18 protein-coding genes are annotated in these 18,149 nt (G+C 67.3%); 17 read left to right on the top strand and 1 reads right to left on the bottom strand.

Features of this window, described 5'->3' with window-relative positions:
• The first annotated feature begins 48 nt into the window (after positions 1-48).
• The 3 genes from murG to JOF55_RS03690 all read left to right on the top strand — a co-directional run bounded on the left by murG (position 49) and on the right by JOF55_RS03690 (position 3,529).
• Positions 49-1,140, top strand: coding sequence for an undecaprenyldiphospho-muramoylpentapeptide beta-N-acetylglucosaminyltransferase (gene murG / locus JOF55_RS03700; RefSeq protein WP_374727379.1), 1,092 nt, complete (start codon positions 49-51; stop codon positions 1,138-1,140).
• 110 nt (positions 1,141-1,250) lie between these two features.
• Positions 1,251-2,672 carry a UDP-N-acetylmuramate--L-alanine ligase gene (gene murC / locus JOF55_RS03695; RefSeq protein ID WP_374727378.1) on the top strand — a complete coding sequence of 474 codons (1,422 nt, stop codon included), beginning with the start codon at positions 1,251-1,253 and terminating at the stop codon, positions 2,670-2,672.
• A 227-nt stretch (positions 2,673-2,899) separates the two neighbouring features.
• Positions 2,900-3,529: a cell division protein FtsQ/DivIB gene (locus tag JOF55_RS03690; RefSeq protein ID WP_310269578.1), complete on the top strand. Its 630-nt coding sequence runs from the start codon at positions 2,900-2,902 to the stop codon at positions 3,527-3,529.
• Positions 3,530-3,610: 81 nt separating this feature from the next.
• Here the strand turns inward: JOF55_RS03690 and JOF55_RS03685 are convergent, their stop codons facing one another.
• Positions 3,611-4,009: a hypothetical protein gene (locus JOF55_RS03685; protein ID WP_310269574.1), complete on the bottom strand. Its 399-nt coding sequence runs from the start codon at positions 4,007-4,009 to the stop codon at positions 3,611-3,613.
• A gap of 176 nt (positions 4,010-4,185) precedes the next feature.
• Between JOF55_RS03685 and JOF55_RS24355 the strand changes: the two genes are divergently transcribed.
• The 14 genes from JOF55_RS24355 (at position 4,186) to ileS (ending at position 18,143) form a co-directional block, all read left to right on the top strand.
• Positions 4,186-4,404 (top strand): Scr1 family TA system antitoxin-like transcriptional regulator, encoded by a 219-nt coding sequence (locus tag JOF55_RS24355; RefSeq protein WP_374727215.1) that lies wholly within the window; start codon positions 4,186-4,188, stop codon positions 4,402-4,404.
• An 89-nt stretch (positions 4,405-4,493) separates the two neighbouring features.
• On the top strand, positions 4,494-4,670 hold the full coding sequence (locus tag JOF55_RS03675; protein WP_310278268.1) for a DUF397 domain-containing protein: 177 nt from the start codon (positions 4,494-4,496) through the stop codon (positions 4,668-4,670).
• Positions 4,671-4,795: 125 nt separating this feature from the next.
• Positions 4,796-5,206 carry a hypothetical protein gene (locus tag JOF55_RS03670; protein WP_310269568.1) on the top strand — a complete coding sequence of 137 codons (411 nt, stop codon included), beginning with the start codon at positions 4,796-4,798 and terminating at the stop codon, positions 5,204-5,206.
• The gene (locus JOF55_RS03665) at positions 5,203-5,748 is read left to right on the top strand and encodes a DUF3558 family protein (protein WP_310269565.1); all 546 of its coding nucleotides are present in this window, start codon (positions 5,203-5,205) and stop codon (positions 5,746-5,748) included. The genes JOF55_RS03670 and JOF55_RS03665 overlap by 4 nt, the downstream gene beginning before the upstream one ends.
• 12 nt (positions 5,749-5,760) lie before the next feature.
• The gene (locus JOF55_RS03660) at positions 5,761-7,209 is read left to right on the top strand and encodes a PPE domain-containing protein (RefSeq protein ID WP_310269561.1); all 1,449 of its coding nucleotides are present in this window, start codon (positions 5,761-5,763) and stop codon (positions 7,207-7,209) included.
• Positions 7,210-7,268: 59 nt separating this feature from the next.
• Positions 7,269-8,090 carry an ESX secretion-associated protein EspG gene (locus JOF55_RS03655; RefSeq protein WP_310278265.1) on the top strand — a complete coding sequence of 274 codons (822 nt, stop codon included), beginning with the start codon at positions 7,269-7,271 and terminating at the stop codon, positions 8,088-8,090.
• 513 nt (positions 8,091-8,603) lie between these two features.
• Complete coding sequence (gene ftsZ, locus JOF55_RS03650) at positions 8,604-10,169, top strand: cell division protein FtsZ (protein WP_374727377.1); 1,566 nt, start codon at positions 8,604-8,606, stop codon at positions 10,167-10,169.
• 157 nt (positions 10,170-10,326) lie between these two features.
• Positions 10,327-11,031 (top strand): peptidoglycan editing factor PgeF, encoded by a 705-nt coding sequence (pgeF, locus tag JOF55_RS03645; RefSeq protein ID WP_310269556.1) that lies wholly within the window; start codon positions 10,327-10,329, stop codon positions 11,029-11,031.
• The gene (locus tag JOF55_RS03640; RefSeq protein ID WP_310269553.1) at positions 11,028-11,783 is read left to right on the top strand and encodes a YggS family pyridoxal phosphate-dependent enzyme; all 756 of its coding nucleotides are present in this window, start codon (positions 11,028-11,030) and stop codon (positions 11,781-11,783) included. The genes pgeF and JOF55_RS03640 overlap by 4 nt, the downstream gene beginning before the upstream one ends.
• 73 nt (positions 11,784-11,856) lie before the next feature.
• Entirely contained in the window at positions 11,857-12,492 is a 636-nt protein-coding gene (locus JOF55_RS03635) for a cell division protein SepF (RefSeq protein ID WP_310269549.1), read from the top strand.
• Positions 12,493-12,510: 18 nt separating this feature from the next.
• On the top strand, positions 12,511-12,795 hold the full coding sequence (locus JOF55_RS03630; RefSeq protein ID WP_310269546.1) for a YggT family protein: 285 nt from the start codon (positions 12,511-12,513) through the stop codon (positions 12,793-12,795).
• Between the two features lie 47 nt (positions 12,796-12,842).
• Positions 12,843-13,715, top strand: coding sequence for a DivIVA-like cell division protein Wag31 (gene wag31, locus JOF55_RS03625; protein WP_310269543.1), 873 nt, complete (start codon positions 12,843-12,845; stop codon positions 13,713-13,715).
• A gap of 153 nt (positions 13,716-13,868) precedes the next feature.
• On the top strand, positions 13,869-14,468 hold the full coding sequence (locus JOF55_RS03620; protein WP_310269540.1) for a hypothetical protein: 600 nt from the start codon (positions 13,869-13,871) through the stop codon (positions 14,466-14,468).
• A 468-nt stretch (positions 14,469-14,936) separates the two neighbouring features.
• On the top strand, positions 14,937-18,143 hold the full coding sequence (ileS, locus tag JOF55_RS03615; protein WP_310269538.1) for an isoleucine--tRNA ligase: 3,207 nt from the start codon (positions 14,937-14,939) through the stop codon (positions 18,141-18,143).
• Positions 18,144-18,149 lie beyond the last annotated feature (6 nt).

Raw genomic sequence — 18,149 nt, 5'->3', positions numbered from 1 at the left:
TTCGGAGCTCCCGGTTTCGGGCAGGCAGCACACCCCGGCGGCCGGCCCCTGGCGCAGCGGGCGCCTTCGGTGGTGGTCGCAGGCGGCGGCACCGCAGGCCACATCGAACCTGCGATGGCCCTCGCCGACGCCGTACGCAGACTGCGGCCGGACGCTCGGGTGCTCGCCCTCGGCACCGAGCGTGGCCTGGAGAACGAGATCGTGCCCGCGCGCGGCTATCCGCTGGAGCTGGTTCCGCCGGTGCCGATGCCGCGCAAAGCCAGTGCGGAACTGCTGCGGATGCCGTCGAAGGTGCGGGAGTCGGTCCGGCGCACCCGTGCGGTCCTGGAGCGTGCCGAGGCCGATGTGGTGGTCGGTTTCGGTGGATACGTGTCGCTGTCGGCCTACCTGGCCGCGCGGGGGCGGGTCCCGATCGTCGTGCACGAGGCCAATGCCAGTGCCGGCCTGGCCAACAAGGTCGGTGCGCGACTGGCCAAGCGGGTGCTCTCGGCGGTGCCCGACACCGGCCTTGCCGGTGCGCAGGCGATCGGCATCCCACTGCGGGAGTCGATCACCTCGCTGGACCGCGCGGCGCTGCGTGCCCGGGCGCGGGCCCACTTCGGTCTGCATCCGCAGGCCCCCACGATTCTGGTGTTCGGGGGGTCGCAGGGTGCTCAAACACTGAACACGGCCTTCTCGGGCGCGGCGGAAGCATTGGGGCGCGCCGGTGTCGGGGTGCTGCACGCGCACGGCCCCAAGAACACCGTGGCCGTGCAGGCGGTCCCCGGTGCGCCGCGCTACGTGACGGTGCCGTACCTGGAGCGGATGGACCTGGCCTACGCGGCCGCCGACCTGGTGGTGTGCCGCTCGGGTGCGATGACCGTCGCCGAGGTGTCGGCCGTCGGGTTACCCGCCGTGTTCGTCCCGCTCGCCCACGGCAACGGTGAGCAGGCACTCAACGCGCAGCCGGTGGTCACCGCGGGAGGTGCGAGACTGGTAGCCGACGCGGAGATGACTCCGCAACGGGTCGTCGACGAGGTACTGCCACTGGTGAGCGACCCGCGCCGGTTGCACGAGATGAGTCGCGCGACACTGGGTACCGGGCATCGCGAGGCGGACCGTGTCCTGGCACAGATAGCACTGGAGGTGGCCGCGCAGTGAGAACCGACTCCGTGAGTGGATCCTTCGACTCCGCCCCGTCGACGCAGGAGGGCGCGGGTTCCGGCACGCTGCTGTCCCGGGTCCATCTCGTGGGGATCGGTGGCGCGGGAATGAGTGGTATCGCGCGGATCCTGCTCGCGCGGGGTCACGAGGTCTCGGGATCGGATGCCCGGGACTCGCCTACCGTGCTCGCCCTGCGTGCGCAGGGAGCCAAGGTGGCCTTCGGGCACGAGGAAAGCAACCTCGACCAGTTCGACGGCGACCCGACCGCCGTGGTGGTTTCCACGGCGATCAGGCAGGACAACCCGGAGCTCGTCGAGGCGCAGCGCCGCGGTGTGGCCGTGCTGCGCCGTGCGGAGGCCCTGGCAGCGCTGATGGCCGATCACCGGGTCGCGTGCGTCACCGGTACCCACGGCAAGACGACGACCACGTCGATGCTGACGGTCGCGCTCCAGCACTGTCGGCTCGATCCGTCGTTCGCCATCGGCGGTGACCTCAACGAGTCGGGAGCCAATGCCCACCATGGTGAGGGCGGCCTGTTCGTGGCCGAGGCCGATGAAAGTGACGGCTCGTTCCTGGTGTTCGCACCTTCGGTGGCGGTGGTGACCAATGTCGAGCCCGACCACCTCGATCATCACGGCACTCCTGCCGCCTACACCGGCGTGTTCGAGGAATTTCTGCACCGGATCGAACCGGACGGGGTGCTGATCGCGGGTGCCGACGACCCGGGTGCGGCGGTATTGGCCGACCGCGCCGAGTCGGTGGGTATCCGGGTGCGCCGATACGGAAAGTCGGTGACCGGTTCGGGAGATGCCCGGATCGTCGGCTACCGGGCCGAACACGGAGCCGGGGTCGGCACCGTGGAACTGATGGCCGGGGGCGGCCCTGCCGGTGGTGAGTCGGCCGGTGCTGGTCCGGGTGGGCATGTCGATGTGTTCGTGTCGGTACCCGGGGAGCACATGGCGGACAATGCCGTCGCGGCGCTGCTGGCCGGGCTCGAACTGGGGGCTTCACTGGAGGAGATGCTGGAGGGCCTGGCTGCTTTCGGTGGCGTGCGGCGCCGTTTCGAGTTCAAGGGCCGCGCGGATGGCGTACGTGTCTACGACGACTACGCGCACCATCCGACCGAAGTGGAGGCACAGTTGCGTGCCGCACGGCCGGTCGTGGGTGATGGTCGCCTGATCGTGGTGTTCCAGCCGCACCTGTACTCCCGTACTGCGGCATTCGCCGGAGAGTTCGCCACCGCGCTCGGCTTGGCCGATGAGGTGGTCCTGCTCGATGTCTACGGCGCGCGGGAGGACCCGGAGCCGGGTGTCAACGGTGCGCTGATTGCCGAGTCGGTGCCGTTGCCGGAAGGACGCGTGCACTACGAGCCCTCGATCACCGCTGCGGCTCCGTTGGTGGCGGGTTTGGCACGACCCGGGGATCTGGTCGTGACCATGGGAGCCGGTGATGTGACGATGCTCGGCCCGGAGATCCTGAACGAGGTCGACCGTGTGGCCGGTGGTTCCGACTCGGCGGGACAGGCGTGAGCGAGTCGCAGCGGCGTGGTGGCGCGGATCGGCAACGGTCCGCGCCGCGGCGCTCACGGAGCCGTCCGGGAAGTGACCGCTCCGGTGACCGTCCCAGCGGTGGCCGTGCCAACACTGCCCGCACGGGCAGGGGGAGCGCGGTACGCGGTGGTGCGGTACGTGGCGGTGCGTCGAGGAGGCCCAGGGCACGTGCTTCTCGGCGGATACGGCGCTGGGCTCTACCCCTGGTGTTGACCGGTGCCACCGTGCTGGCCGTCGTCGTGTTCTTCACGCCGCTGCTGGGAGTGCGCTCGGTCGAGGTCGTCGGTGCCGCGACGTTGAGTGAGGACAAGGTCGCCGACACCGCGAGTATCCGGATGGGGACGCCGATGGCGCGCCTCGACGAGGCGGCGATCCGAAATCGGCTGCAGCGCATTTCCAAGATCGAGTCGGTGCGTGTGGAGCTGTCCTGGCCCTCCACCGTCACGCTGCGGATCTCCGAGCGCGTTCCCGTGGTTTTCGCGGCGACCGATGCCGGGATCCGGCTCGTGGACGCCGAGGGGGTTGCCTTCGAGACCGTGCCCCGGCCACCGGGGGGAATGCCGGAACTGCGGGTCGGGCGCGTGGCACCCGACGATCCCGCCACGCAGGCGGCGATGACCGTGCTCATGTCGCTGTCCGAACCGGTTCGTGACCAGGTCACGACCGTGGTCGCCGAAACGCCGGACAATGTGGTGCTGCTGCTGACCGAGGGACGCAAGGTGGAGTGGGGCAGTACCCGGCTCTCGCAGCGCAAGGCGGCGATCCTGCCGCCGCTGCTGACTCGCCCCGGCGAGGTCTACGACGTCACCAGTCCCGCACTGCCCACCGTTTCCTGAGAGCGGTCAGGAGTGAGCGGAACTCTCGTCCCTTCTGTGCGAGCGAAAGTTCCGCTCACCCATTGCTGCCGGTGCCGGTGGCTAGGGCAGTGGGCCGTGTGCGGGACGCAGCCACATCATGGCACCGAACGCGAGGAAGTAGACGAACTCCACCACGACGGAGGCGATCCCGAAGGCGTTCCACTCCTCTGTGTGGCCCATCGGCAGACCGGTCGTGCGACTGGCGAGATATCCCCCGAACATCCCGAGGAGGACGAGTCCGGCCAGCCACCAACTCAGCACGCTGGTACGGCTCTGTAGCAGACCGGCGAAGGCGACGAGGAGTCCGGCCGTGCCGATGGCGAACAGAACTCCCAGATAGAACAGTTCACGCAGGTGAGGCTGGACAAGGGCAGCATGAATGACTGCGACCGTCAGGACGCAACTGGCCGCGACTGTGCGGACACGGTCCACTGTGGCAGTCGTGTCGAAAGATGTCACCGGTCCTCCTCGGTCGGCGCGGAGCTCGTTGGCGGGGCCAGTGTCGAGTCCGGACTACCCGAGACCGCCGTCTTCGAACCACCGATCCGATGCCGGCGAGAAGTGAGCGGAACTCTCGTCTCTTCTGTGCGAGCGAAAGTTCCGTTCACGCTGAGACTCACGCCCAGAGAAGGTGGATGGCGTGGCAGCAGCAGCGGCTCGACTGTGCGGACCCACTGCAATTGACGGCGGTTATCGAGGAAGCAGTGCTGGATCGTCCAGTGGGAACTGTGGACACCATGCGGGCACAGCTTGAACACCTTCTCGAACTGGAAGCTTGTGACAACATCGACCTGAGGGTGCTGCCCACGGCGATCGGTCCGCACGCGGGCTTGAGCGGTCATCCGATCCAGTGAGCGGCTACTGTCGGTAGCGCTGTCGCCGACGGAGTCGGTCGAGGCAATCAAGGATCGTCTCGGGGTATGGCCGGAAGGCCATCGTGAAGATGTGGGAGTACGCGGACTGGCGCAAATCCAGCTACAGCGACAATGGCGCCGACTGTGTGGAGGTGGCGTTCGTGGCTGGTGGGGTTGCGGCGCGGGATTCGAAGGACCCGCAGGGTGCGGTGTTGGTGTTCGATCGGTGGCGATGGTCGGCGTTCGTGCGACGGCTGAGTGGGTGAGACGGGGGTCACATCACGGGTGTGTTGTTTTCCCGGACGGGGCGTGTGGCTTCTCGGTAGGGTGATCTTGCTGACTGGCGGTGGCCGGTCGGTGCGGGATCGTCAGTCGAGTGCGGGGGCGCGTGGTGACCAGTCCGGAATCCGGCTTCATGCAGGCCAGTTCGGCCATGGGCAGTATCGCCGCCGAGAATGCTTGGTTGCAGGAACAGATCTCGGCGGGCCATCTCAAGATGGACTCGGATGCGGCCGAGGCCGGAGCCAAGGTCTACGAGGACAAGGCGTTCAAGGTCGAAGAGCTCGCAAGGCAAGCAAACCAACTTCAGCAGGTTTCGGGGCTGGGTGACTATGCCTCGGGGGTGCAGTTGGCGCGCAAGTTCGGCCTGAAGGCCAGCAACGGGCAGACGGGTGCGGCGGACCTGCTCAGCCAGTGTGCTGATGAGCTGCGGCGGAAGGCGGATCTCTATCGGCAGGCGGTCAAGGATTATCGTGCTACCGACGATCAGATCTCCCAGGGCTTGCAGAGGGGTGTGCAGTGAGCGTGTGGTCGCGATCTTTGATGGTGCTGGCCGCCGGTGTGGCGCTGGTGGGCGCGAGCGGCTGCAGTGCCGGGGGCGCGGTTGAGGGGCCATCCACTGAAACGAGCGCTCCGTCCGCCTCGCAAAGTCTGCAAAAAGTGGACCCCTGCAAGATGCTGGCGCCTCAGGATCTGAAGGATTTCGGTCTGGAAGGGCCTGGATCTCCTAATACAACATTGCCGTGGGAACCAGGTTGCGACTACAGCAGGGGCGATCCGATTACCGCGACTGTCTACAAGAACATGCGACAAACTGTCGAATCGGCTGCGAAGAAGCCCAGTTGGGCTATGTTCAAGCGCATCGAGGTCAATGGACGCAGCGGAGCGCAGGCGATCACTAAAGGGGCGACTCAGGCACGTATCTGTTCTACTATGTTCAACGCGGGTAAGGGCTTGATCGAGGTGTCTGTTTCCGAGAGTGAGCTACCTGACGACTTGGACGAGTGCGCGAAATCGACGGAGATCGCGAAGCGGATCGAGCCGGAGATGCCGGAACCGGCGTGATCAGGGGAAGCCATGGGATTTTTACAGTGGGCGGATAACGCTCTGGGGGGCGTGGACGAGGCCATTGGTTCGGCGGTTCAGGAGGGCGTCGGGGACGTCCGTGACGTCGTGGTCACTTCCTTCGGTGGCGATTCGATGGCCGAGAACGCGGCCCAGGAGCAGGCTGCCGCCGCGCAAAAGGAAGGGCAGCAGCAACGCCGGGAACTCGCCGCGGAAAATCGGTCCTTGCAGTCGGGAAACGGCTACGATCCGCCCTCGATCTCGCAGCACGAGAACTGGAAGTCGCTGAGTCACCGGCACATTTACGACACCAATCAGCGCTCGCTCAGTGAGAGCGATGCGAACGCGATCGGGACGGGCTGGGAGAACATCGGCAAGGAACTCGGCACCATCGGTGACGAGCTCGCCAAGGAAGTTCCGGCCGCCATACAGGGTGGCTGGGAAGGTCAAGCCGCCGAGGCGGCCAACCGCTCGGTCACACCCCAGGCCGAGTGGATGCGCACCAGCGGTGAGGTGTTCCATCTGACCGGCAACAAAATCAAGCAGGCCGGTTCGGCGGCGGGGCAGGTCAAGGCCGCGGTCCCCCAGCCGGACGATCACGACCTCAGCCAGAGCTTCGTCGCCTCGGTCCTGGGCGGCCCGGCCGGTGCCACGATGGACGCCACCAACCAGATGCGGGCGCGGCAGGAGGCCGAGCGCAACGCGCAGGAGACGATGGAGCGCGTGTTCACCGGCACGTACGCCGAAGTGGACAGAACCGTCCCGGCCTACCAGCAGATGGACGGCAAGGAGGCACCGCCGCAGCAGCCGCCCCCGGCCGATGTGCCGCCGGTTCCGCCGACGGCGGGTCCCGGCGGCTCCGGTGCCGGCTCCGGCTCTGGTGGTGGTTTCGGTGCAGGCTCGGGAGGGGTGAGCCCGGCGGGGTATCCGGGTGGCTCCTCCTCGCCGGGCACGCCGGGATATCCGGGGTCGGGCGGTGGACCGGGATCGCCGGGGTATCCGGGAGCACCCGGTGGTCCGGAGGATCCGGCCGGGTCCGGGTCGGCGTGGGCTCCCGAGCCGACGACCCCAGGAGATGGTGCGCCCGGCGCTGCGGGGTCCGGAACCCCGGGCGGGGCCGGTGCGGGCCGGGTTGCCGGGGGCGCTGCCGGGGGCGGCGCTGTCACCGGTGGCTATGCCCCGGCCGGTGGTACGGGCCGGGCCGGTGGCGGAATGAGTCCGGGCGGACGCGCCGGAAGCGGTGCCGTCGGCGGCGGCAAGGGTGCCGCTCCTGCTCCGAGCAGTTCGAGCGCCAGCTCCTCCGGCCGCGGTGCCGGTCGGATGCCGATGGGCGCCATGGGAGGCGGGCGGAACCAGGGTGGCGAGGACGAGGAGCACGAGCGTCCCGGCTGGCTCGAGGAGTGGGACGACGTCTGGTTCAACGACATGCCGAGGACCGCGCCCCCGGTCCTCGGCGAATAGCCGCCGATCCCGACACAGGAGCACACCGAGACAAGGGAGGGGTATCTCCGTTGGCCGTCGTGGGCCGCTGGCAGCTGCATCCGCTGCATCTGTATCTCGTCCACAGTTACCTGGAACTGGACGATCCGGCACTGCCTCTGGAGGTCGAACATTTCGGCCACACCACGCAGCAGGTCGGTGAACTCGCGCGCCGCGAGGCGGCGACCATGCAGGCGGCGGGAATCCTCGTCGGTGACGAGATCGCGCCTCCACTCGCCGAGGCGCTGACGGTACTCAGCACGCCCTATCTGTGGGTGGACTCGCTGTGGTTCCCCGAAGCAGGCGACCAAGCCATGTGGCGCACGGTCGCGGTGGTCACCGAGGGCAACCGTGTGGTGCTGGGTGTGCAAGCGCCCGGTGAGTCGGAGCGCTTCGGCGGCATGCTGACCGTCGAGGTTCACGAGAAAGTCACGCTCTCGCAAGCACTCCTGCCGACGCTGCCGCCCGCGCCGCCCGGCAATCGCGGGGCGGCCACGGTTCCGGCGAGTTCGTTCCGCGACGAAGGGCGGGAGCAGGCATCCGAGCAGGGGGGATTCCTGCGGCCCGCGCAGACCTCGCCGGCCACGCGGAGCAGCAGCGGGGATCGGCAGCTGGCGTTGTACCGGGCCATCGGCGAGGCACAGCACGTGCGGGTCGGCCAGTTCGCCGCGAACATGCGCGACCGCGGCGGACGCATCAGGCGATCCCGGGTCGTGAAGTGGTTCGACAACGCCGAGCCGGACGGGCGCTACCTCGACCACCATGCACGTGGCGACACCGGTGAGTGGATGTACAGCGCGACCCCCGCCGACGCGCGCCGGATCGGCAACACGATCGAGGAACTCGTCGCCTCCGTTCGGTGATCGAGCAGCGAACGAAAACGTTCGTCCCTGCCATGCGAGCGAAAGTTCCGTCCACCTCGGAAACTTTGCGTGCGAGGAGATCGGCGAGTGGTCCGATCACGAGTATGGCCGGCGCGGTACGGTGTTGATGGTGATCACGTCAGGTACGTGAGCATCGCACGTGAGCATCGGACAGGGGAGGAGCGAGCTCGTGCTTGTGCCGTGCCGCCGGAGTGTCACCGGAGTGCCGCACGGCGCGATGCGGTGCACGGTCCGTCCGGAACGAGGAGAACAGCGATCGAGGCGGAATCCAGTGCGGCCGCGCGACACGCCGGGGTGGCAACCGGCGTGGCTGCTGGACTACGGGCTGCGTGCGTGCCTACCGTCCGTTTCGGATGCGGAGTCGAGACTGTTTCGGTCCTGTAACCGCTTCCGGGGGGCATGCCGGTCGTCGACCGGTGTTCGCCGAACGGAAGCCGTACCGGCGGTCCAGCACCAGCGAGCACAGAGCCACGACCAGGAAGGCGGATGACGATGACGCCCCCGCACAACTATCTCGCGGTGATCAAAGTCGTCGGCATCGGTGGCGGCGGGGTCAACGCCGTGAATCGCATGATCGAGGTCGGGCTCAAGGGTGTCGAGTTCATCGCGGTGAACACCGATGCGCAGGCCCTGCTGATGTCGGATGCCGACGTCAAGCTCGACATCGGTCGTGAGCTGACCCGGGGACTCGGCGCGGGCGCTGCTCCCGACGTCGGTTACCAGGCCGCCGACGACCACAAGGACGAGATCGAAGAGGTCCTCAAGGGCGCCGACATGGTGTTCGTCACCGCCGGTGAGGGCGGTGGTACGGGTACCGGTGGTGCCCCGGTGATCGCCTCGGTCGCTCGAAAACTGGGCGCATTGACCATCGGCGTGGTCACCCGCCCCTTCTCCTTCGAGGGCAAGCGTCGAGCGAACCAGGCCGAACAGGGCATCAAGGATCTGCGCGACGAGTGCGACACGCTCATCGTGATCCCCAACGACCGGTTGCTGCAGCTCGGCGACATCGGCGTGAGCCTGATGGACGCGTTCCGCTCGGCCGACGAGGTCCTGCTCTCGGGTGTTCAGGGCATCACGGATCTGATCACCACACCCGGCCTGATCAACCTCGACTTCGCCGACGTCAAGAGCGTCATGTCCGGGGCGGGCAGTGCCTTGATGGGCATCGGCTCCGCCTGCGGGGAGGGCAGGGCCGTGCAGGCCGCCCAGAAGGCGATCAACTCGCCGTTGCTGGAGGCCTCGATGGAAGGCGCGCACGGGGTGTTGCTGGCCATCGCGGGTGGTTCCGATCTCGGCCTGTTCGAGATCAACGAGTCGGCGTCGCTGGTTCAGGAATCCGCGCATCCCGAGGCCAACATCATCTTCGGTACCGTGATCGACGACTCACTCGGTGACGAGGTACGAGTCACCGTCATCGCGGCCGGGTTCGATGCCGGAGCACCCACGCACAAGAAACTGGATCCCACGAAGGTGGGGGCGCGGGACGACGAGGATACCCAGATCGCCGACGGGCAGGTTCTGGACAGCCGCTTCGAGTACGACGAGTCTCCGGCGAACTCCGAGCAGGCCGGGCAGTCGCCCACCCAGCAGCCGAGCTCGGCACGGGAGCAGGCACCGTCGCAGGCTGCCGTGACCGCGCAGGCGGAGACGGGTACGGCGCAGCACCGGCCACAGCAGACCCAGGATCAGGCAGCGGCCGAGCAGGTCCCCACTTCCCAGGGGCAGGCCTCCCCCGGGGCGGCATCCTCGGTTCCGCCGAGTCAGGGTCCGATGGCCCAGCGGATGCGACCGCAGTCCGCGACCACCGAGTACACCGAGGATTCCCAGCAGGGACAGGAAGGTGTGGATCCACGCGGGCCCCAGCGCCCGCAGCAGCCGTCCGGCGGTGCCGCGTCGGGTGACCAGCAGGGTGCTCCCCCCATGTCCGGTCGTACGGGCAGTGGTTACCCGGGCCCTACCGGGAGCGGTTTCGGTGGTTCGCTGCCGAATCGGAATACGCCGGACTCCGGTGACGACAACGACGACGAGGTCGATATCCCACCCTTCATGCGGCGCTGAGGCGTTGAGCACCGCCCGGGCCGGTGAGTCGGTGGTCCGCCGGGCATGGGGGAGAATCACGGGGAGGCGAAGGCCGCCGTCGCCGAGAAGGTGGCGCGGTTTTCGGCGATGCGTTTCTCGGGTGCCTGCGGGAGGGCTTGTAGTGCGGATTCGTCGCGTGATCACCACACGGGAGGGTGGCCACTCCCGGCCACCGTTCGACTCGTTCAATCTGGGCGGCACGGTCGGAGACGATCCGGCCGCGCTGGCAGCGAACCAGCGCAAGCTGGCCGAGGGGATCGGCTTCGGTCCGGACCGCCTGGTGTGGATGGAGCAGATCCACGGTCGAACGGCCACTCTCGTCGACGGCCCGACCACGACTCCGGTCGAAGCGACCGACGCGCTCGTGACGACAGTGCCGAGTCTCCCCTTGGCCGCACTCGTGGCCGACTGCGTCCCCGTGCTTCTCGGCGACCCGGACAGCGGCGTGGTTTCCGCCGTGCATGCCGGACGTGTCGGTGCACGAATCGGTGTCCTCGTGAACGCGTTGAAAACCATGCAGGAAGCCGGAGCGCGGATCGAGCGGATCGAGGCACTGCTCGGCCCGGCTGCGTGCGGGGAGTGCTATGAGGTGCCGCCCGAGATGCAGGCCGATGTCGAGCGGCACCTTCCGGGAAGCGCCTGCAAGACCCGCAGCGGCACCAGCGGACTCGACGTTCGCGCAGGGCTCTGGGAACAGCTCGCCGCCGCCGGAGTATCGCGGATCGGGGTTGATCCACGATGCACGGTGGAGTCGCCCGAGCTGTTCAGCCATCGGCGGGACGGGCCGCGTACCGGTCGGCTCGCGGCGGTGATCTGGGCCGAACCGGAGGAACAGCAGTGACGAGCCCATCCGATACGGACACGAACGGGCAGCGGCGTGCCGAGATCGCGGAATCATTGCGGGAGGTCCGGCAACGTATCGACGCGGCCTGCCGTGCTGCCGGGCGACAGGCCGAGGAAGTCGAGCTGCTGGCCGTGACCAAGACCTTCCCGGCAGGCGATGCGGCCCTGTTGGCCGATCTGGGAGTCACCGCGCTCGCCGAGAACCGTGAGCAGGAAGCACGGACGAAAGTGGCCGAATTCGACACGCTCCGTCCGCGCGCGGGCGTACGCTGGCACATGATCGGGCAGTTGCAGCGAAACAAGGCGAGGTCGGTGGTTCGCTGGGCCGACGTGGTCGAGTCCGTGGACAGTCCGCGGCTCGCCGAAGCGCTGCAACGGGCAGCGGGGCAGGCTTTGGAGGTGGGAGAGCGACAGGATCCGCTCGACGCACTCGTGCAGGTGAACCTGGACGAGCGCACCGGCAGGGGTGGGTGCGCACCCGAAGAGGTGCCACGACTTGCCGAAATGATCAATCGAATGTATGAGATTCGACTCCGTGGCGTGATGGCTGTCGCCCCCCTGGAGGGTGATCCTGATGTGGCATTCGCCACTCTTTCTCGAATTGCCGAGCGAGTGCGCCACGACTTTCCCGAAGCTGAACACATCTCGGCGGGAATGAGTGGCGATCTGGAGAGTGCCGTAGCACACGGTTCGACCCGCGTGCGTGTCGGAACAGGATTGCTGGGTGGGCGCCGGTTAGTCTCACCGTAGCCGTCAACGGGGGTCGAGAGTCGGCCGTCGCTGGTACCTGGCGCGAAGGAGTCGCGAAGGAAGGGGCTTGCCGATGAGCGCGCTGCACAAGCTGAAAGCCTATTTCGGCATGGTCCCGGCCGAGGAAGTCGACGGGTACGACGACTCCGAATACGACGGATACGGTGCGGACGTCGAGGACTACGACGCGGCGCCGGACCGGATCGGTGGCAGACGCCGTTTCGGGGACGGGGTTCGTGGTGGTCAGCAGGGATCCCATCAGAGCCAGCACGGTGATGATTCGATCGGTAACCAGGGGGACGGCGGTCAGGGACGTTCCCGTCGCCAGTGGTCGTCGGAAACACCGGTCCGAGGCTCGCTGGCTGTGGACCCGCATCGGGAGCAGGCATCGCGGTTGCGCGCGGTGAGTGACACCGGAAGCCACTACAACTTGAGCAAGATCACAACCTTGCATCCTCGTAGCTACAGCGAGGCACGGACCATCGGGGAGCAGTACCGCGAAGGCACACCGGTGATCATGAACCTGACCGAGATGAACGAGGCCGATGCCAAGCGACTGGTTGACTTCGCCGCAGGTCTGGCCTTTGCCATGCGGGGTTCGATCGAGAAGGTGACCAACCGCGTGTTCTTGCTCTCACCGCCCAATGTCGACGTCGCTGCCGAGGACAAACGTCGCCTCGCGGAGGGCGCCTTTTTCAACTACGGGTGAGTGGTGCAGAGTTGAGTCGTGGAAGCGGTCCGGATCGTCTTGTATTACCTGCTGTTCTTCTTCTGGTTGCTACTCATAGCGCGTATCGTGGTGGAGCTTGTCCGCGCGTTCGCCCGCGACTGGAGACCCGGTGGTGGGGTTGCAATCGCGTTGGAGAGCATCTACACAGTGACCGACCCACCCGTTCGCTTATTGCGGCGGGTGATCCCGACCGTCCGGATTGGCGGCGTCGGGCTAGACCTATCGATTATGGTGCTGCTGCTGGTCCTGTACATCTTGATGGGACTGGTTCGGCCCGGGTAGCGGGGAACCCGGACGACTCGCAGCCGAGGAGTGCGTGAGGTGATCTTGTGGGCTTGACCCCCGCCGACGTTCATAACGTGGCGTTCAGCAAACCCCCGATTGGCAAGCGGGGCTACAACGAGGACGAGGTGGACGCGTTCCTCGACCTGGTCGAGGCCGAGCTTGCCCGACTGGTGGAGGAAAACGGCGACCTGAGGAACCAGGTGGAGCAGCTGGAGTCGCAGCTGCAGTCCGCGCAGGTCGACCTCGATGATGCCCGCAGCCAGGCACCTTCGACCTCGTCCGCCACGACGTCGACCCCGGCCCCCGCGCCGGCTGCCGAGGCTTCGACCGAGGAGCCGCGCAGGCTCGCGCCGGTGCCTCCTCCGACCTCGGCTGAGCAGACCTCTCCCGGCGGCGACCAGCATGTGCAGGCAGCCAAGGTGCTCGGTCTCGCGCAGGAGATGGCCGACCGGCTGACCGGGGAGGCCAAGTCCGAGTCCGACGGGATGCTCTCGGAAGCCCGCACCAAGTCCGAGCAGCTGCTCTCCGATGCCCGCACCAAGTCCGACAGCATGGTCAACGATGCCCGCACCCGGGCCGAGACGATGCTCAATGACGCGCGGACCAGGGCCGAGACCTTGGAGCGGCAGGCCAAGGAGAAGGCCGCGGGGCTGGAGCGTGACGCTCAGCGCAAGCATGCCGAGGTGATGGGAAACATCACACAGGAGAAGAACGCGCTCGAAAAGAAGATCGAGACACTGCGTACCTTCGAGCGGGAATACCGCACACGCCTGCAGACCTATCTCGAATCGCAACTGCGCGAGTTGCAGGATCGGGGTTCGGCCGCACCCAGTGAGAACGGGAACGGCAGCCGATCCTCCGGGCAGCAAAGCGGCAGTGGGTACAGCTTCGGGGCACGGGCCGCGGAAGCAGGCTGACATCGCCGATGTTGCGGCAGGGCGGTGGTGACTGTGTTCTCCCCGCCCTGCACGCCGTTCACCGGCTCTCGTGATGTATGCGGGTGGCGATATCGCCCGGATGGCACCTCGGACGACCGGCTGGAAGGCGTGACCGGGAAGGCGTGAGCAGACGTGTTGTTCGTGGTCCTGCTGTTGGTGGTCGCGGCCGGTGGCGTCCTTGTCGGTGCGGTGGTCACCGGGCATCCACAGTGGGCGTGGGGCTCGGTGGTGCTCAGTACCCTCGCTGCCGTGGTGCTGGTCGTGGCGAGCGCCCGTGGCCGTGTCCGTCATCCCGGGCGCCGTGGGCGTCACTCCCGCGATGCGCTGGGGAGCGCGGCCACCGGGACGGGCGGAGAGCCCGGACCGGCGGAGGTGCCGGAGAGGGAAACGCAGCGGCCTGGCGTCGACGAGTGGCGGGAAACCGCCGATACGCCGGAATCGGCTCAGGTGGGCGACGTTGCGGCAAGAGACAGTGCGGTGGGAATCGACGTGGGCGGTGAGCCCGCGGAGGAGGACACCGACGCGGCCGATGTGCTCGTGGTCTCGGAGTTGGAAACGCCGGTGGCCGTGATCGACGAACGGCCGCGCTATCACCTCGAGGATTGTGGCTGGGCGAGTCGGTACGACACGATTCCGCTTCCCGTCCGCGAAGCGCGCGAGCTCGGCTTCACCCCCTGTGGATACTGCGAACCCGACGCGACACTGGCGGCGCACCGGCGCACTCCCGGATGATCCCCACGTCAGGGTGATTTTTGCAGTTTCGCGCGAAACTGCAAAAATCACCCTGGGCAGGTTCGTGCCGGGCAGGCTGGGTGGTAGAAGCCGCCCTTCGAGGTTCGGCGGCTCACCCCGGCGGGAAAAGCAGTGGCGGAGACGGGTTATTCTGGTGTCAGCACGGTGTTGATCCGGCTATCACCGGGGAGCCTCCGGAAGAACGGGCGAGCTGTTCTCGCCTCAGTAGAACCGGACGGGTGGGCCCGTCACAGCCCGTAACGAGCGGCTGTACGACAGGTGCCGGCTCGAGGTGTATCGCCCCGGGCTCCGGTCCTCGTGCGGCAAACGGGGTGGTACCGCGAGACGTGGGCGATCGATCGTTTGACGGTCGAGCGCGAGCGTGGCGTCCCCGTGTGGGCATCGAGCGTTGATCGTCGATGTTCGTGCGGCGTAGCAGACGACACACCCACGAGGAGCGCATCCGCGATGGCTTACCCGAAGGTTCCCTTCAGTGGCGCGACCACGAACGATGATTCCGCGGCGGAGAACCCGGAGAACCCCGCGGGCGGCGGAGTCGCCGCACAGCCGTCGTTTCCCGGCATCGAACGCGAGGTTCTCGACTTCTGGGCCAGGGACAGGACGTTTCAGGCCAGTGTCGAGGCGCGGGAACCGGGGCCGCACGGCTCGAACGAGTTCGTCTTCTACGACGGGCCCCCGTTCGCCAATGGCCTGCCGCACTACGGACACCTGCTGACCGGTTACGTCAAGGACGCGGTGCCGCGCTACCAGACCATGCGTGGGCATCGGGTGGAGCGTCGTTTCGGGTGGGACTGCCACGGTCTGCCCGCCGAGGTCGAGGCGGAAAAGCAACTCGGGATCTCGGCGAAGTCCGAGATCGAGTCGATGGGCATCGCCGAGTTCAACGAGGCGTGCCGGTCCTCGGTGCTGCGCTACACCGACGAGTGGCAGGAGTACGTTACCCGCCAGGCACGCTGGGTGGACTTCGACAACGACTACAAGACGCTCGACCTGGATTACATGGAAAGCGTCATGTGGGCGTTCAAGACCCTCTGGGACAAGGGGTTGGTCTACGAGGGTTTTCGGGTGGTCTGGTACTGCTGGCGCTGCGAAACGCCACTGTCCAACACCGAGACACGCATGGACGACGTCTACCGTCAGCGGCAGGATCCTGCTGTGACCGTGGGCCTGCGGCTGCAGGCACCGGGCAAACCTTTCGACGGTGCGCTGGCCCTGGTGTGGACGACGACGCCGTGGACCCTGCCGTCCAACCTCGCGGCCGCCGTGCATCCGGATGTGGATTACGTGCTCGTGGAATCGGAGCACGACGGTGAGCGCTATGTCGTGGCCGAAGCGCGGCTCGGTGCCTATGCGCGGGAGCTGGGCGAGGACATCACCGACCGGGTCGTCGCACGGTTCCCGGGAACCGAGCTGCTCGGCAGCCGGTACACGCCGCCGTTCGACTTCTTCACCGGCCGCGCCAATGCCCATCAAATCCTCGCCGCGGACTACGTCACCACCGACGACGGTACGGGGCTCGTGCACATCGCCCCCGCTTTCGGTGAGGACGACAAGGTCGTCACCGACGCGGCCGACATCGAGCCCGTGGTCCCGGTGGACTCCCACGGCCAGTTCACCGACGAGGTGCCACCCTATGCGGGCATGCAGGTGTTCGAGGCGAACAAGCAGATCATCCGCGACCTGAAGGGTGCGGGCCTGCTGCTGCGGCACGAAACCTACGACCACCCGTACCCGCACTGCTGGCGTTGCGACAACGCACTGATCCAGCGCGCGGTGTCCTCCTGGTTCGTGGCGGTCAGCCAGTTCCGTGATCGCATGGTCGAGCTCAACCAGCGGATCGACTGGGTGCCCGCCCACATCCGGGACGGCCAGTTCGGCAAGTGGCTGGAAAACGCCCGCGACTGGAATATCTCGCGCAACCGCTACTGGGGATCGCCGATCCCGGTGTGGGTCTCCGACGACCCGACCCATCCCCGGGTGGACGTCTACGGCTCCCTGGACGAGCTGGCGGCCGACTTCGGAGTGCGCCCGAGCGATCTGCACCGGCCGAACATCGACGAGTTGACCCGGCCCAACCCGGACGACCCGACGGGGGCTGCCACGATGCGGCGGGTTCCCGAGGTGCTGGACTGCTGGTTCGAGTCCGGGTCGATGCCTTTCGCGCAGGTGCACTACCCGTTCGCCAACGCCGAGTGGTTCGAGCATCACTATCCGGGCGACTTCATCGTCGAGTACAACGGCCAGACCCGCGGCTGGTTCTACACGCTGCATGTGCTGGCCACGGCGCTGTTCGACCGTCCGGCCTTCTCCCACGTCGTCGCGCACGGCATCGTGCTCGGTCACGACGGGCTGAAGATGTCGAAGTCCAAGGGCAACTACCCGGACGTCAACGAGGTCTTCGACCGTGACGGATCGGATGCAATGCGCTGGTTTTTGATGTCCAGCCCGATCCTGCGCGGTGGCGACCTGGTGGTGACCGAGAAGGGCATCCGGGACGCGGTGCGCCAGGCGGTACTGCCGCTGTGGAACTCGTGGTACTTCCTCGCGCTGTACGCCAATGCCGAGGGGCTGGAGGGTCGTTCCCGTGCGGACAGTCAGCACGTGCTCGACCGGTACATCCTGGCCAAGACCCATGAGCTGGTCAGCGACGTGCAGGATGCGATGGATCACTTCGACCTCGCGGGTGCGTGCGCGGCGGTGCGCGAATTCCTGGAGGTGCTCACCAACTGGTACGTGCGGCGGTCGCGGGATCGCTTCTGGTCCGGTGACCGGGATGCGATCGACACGCTGCACACCGTTCTGGAAGTGACCAGTCGCGTGGTGGCCCCGCTGCTGCCGCTGACTGCCGAGGCCGTGTGGCGCGGCTTGACGGGCGGCCGTTCGGTGCACCTGGCGGACTGGCCGCTGGTCGACGAGCTGCCCGCCGATGCGGCTCTGGTGCAGGCCATGGACCAGGTACGTCAGGTCTGCTCGTCCGCGCTGGCACTGCGCAAGTCCAACAAGCTGCGTGTGCGATTGCCGCTGGCGAAGCTGGTGGTGGCCGCACCGGAGGCGGAGTCGCTGCAACCGTTCACCGACCTGATCCGCAACGAGGTCAACGTCCGGGACGTGGAGCTCACCACGGATGTGGCCGCACACGGCCACTTCGAGGTCTCGGTCAATGCTCGTGCGGCAGGTCCCCGGCTCGGTGGTGACGTGCAGAAGGTCATCAAGTCGGTCAAGTCGGGTGAGTGGAGCCGTACCCCGGGTGGCAACGTTCTCGCCGCGGGAATCGAGTTGCACGAAGGCGAGTTCACCGAGCGGCTGGTCTCTACCGATCCCGGTGCCGCCGCGGCCCTACCCGGTGGTGGCGGCATGGTGGTGCTGGATACCGAGGTCACCGAGGAGTTGGCCGCCGAAGGCGTGGCCCGCGATGTGGTCCGAGTGGTGCAGCAGGCCAGGCGCGAGGCCGGTCTGGAGGTCTCGGACCGGATCACCACCACGCTGTACGCGCCGCAGGACGTGCTCGACGCGGTCAGCGCGCACCGCGAATTCCTCGCCGGGGAGACACTGGCCGACGCCGTGGAGCTGTCCATGGCGCAACGGCCCGATTCCGCCTTCGCGGGCAGTGTCGGCGACGGCACCGACATCGCGGTCTCGGTGGCGAAGGTCTGAGCCGGC

It is taken from the genome of Haloactinomyces albus, assembly GCF_031458135.1.
GTDB classification, from domain to species: Bacteria; Actinomycetota; Actinomycetes; order Mycobacteriales; family Pseudonocardiaceae; genus Haloactinomyces; species Haloactinomyces albus.
This window is presented reverse-complemented; position numbering and strand designations above follow the sequence as displayed.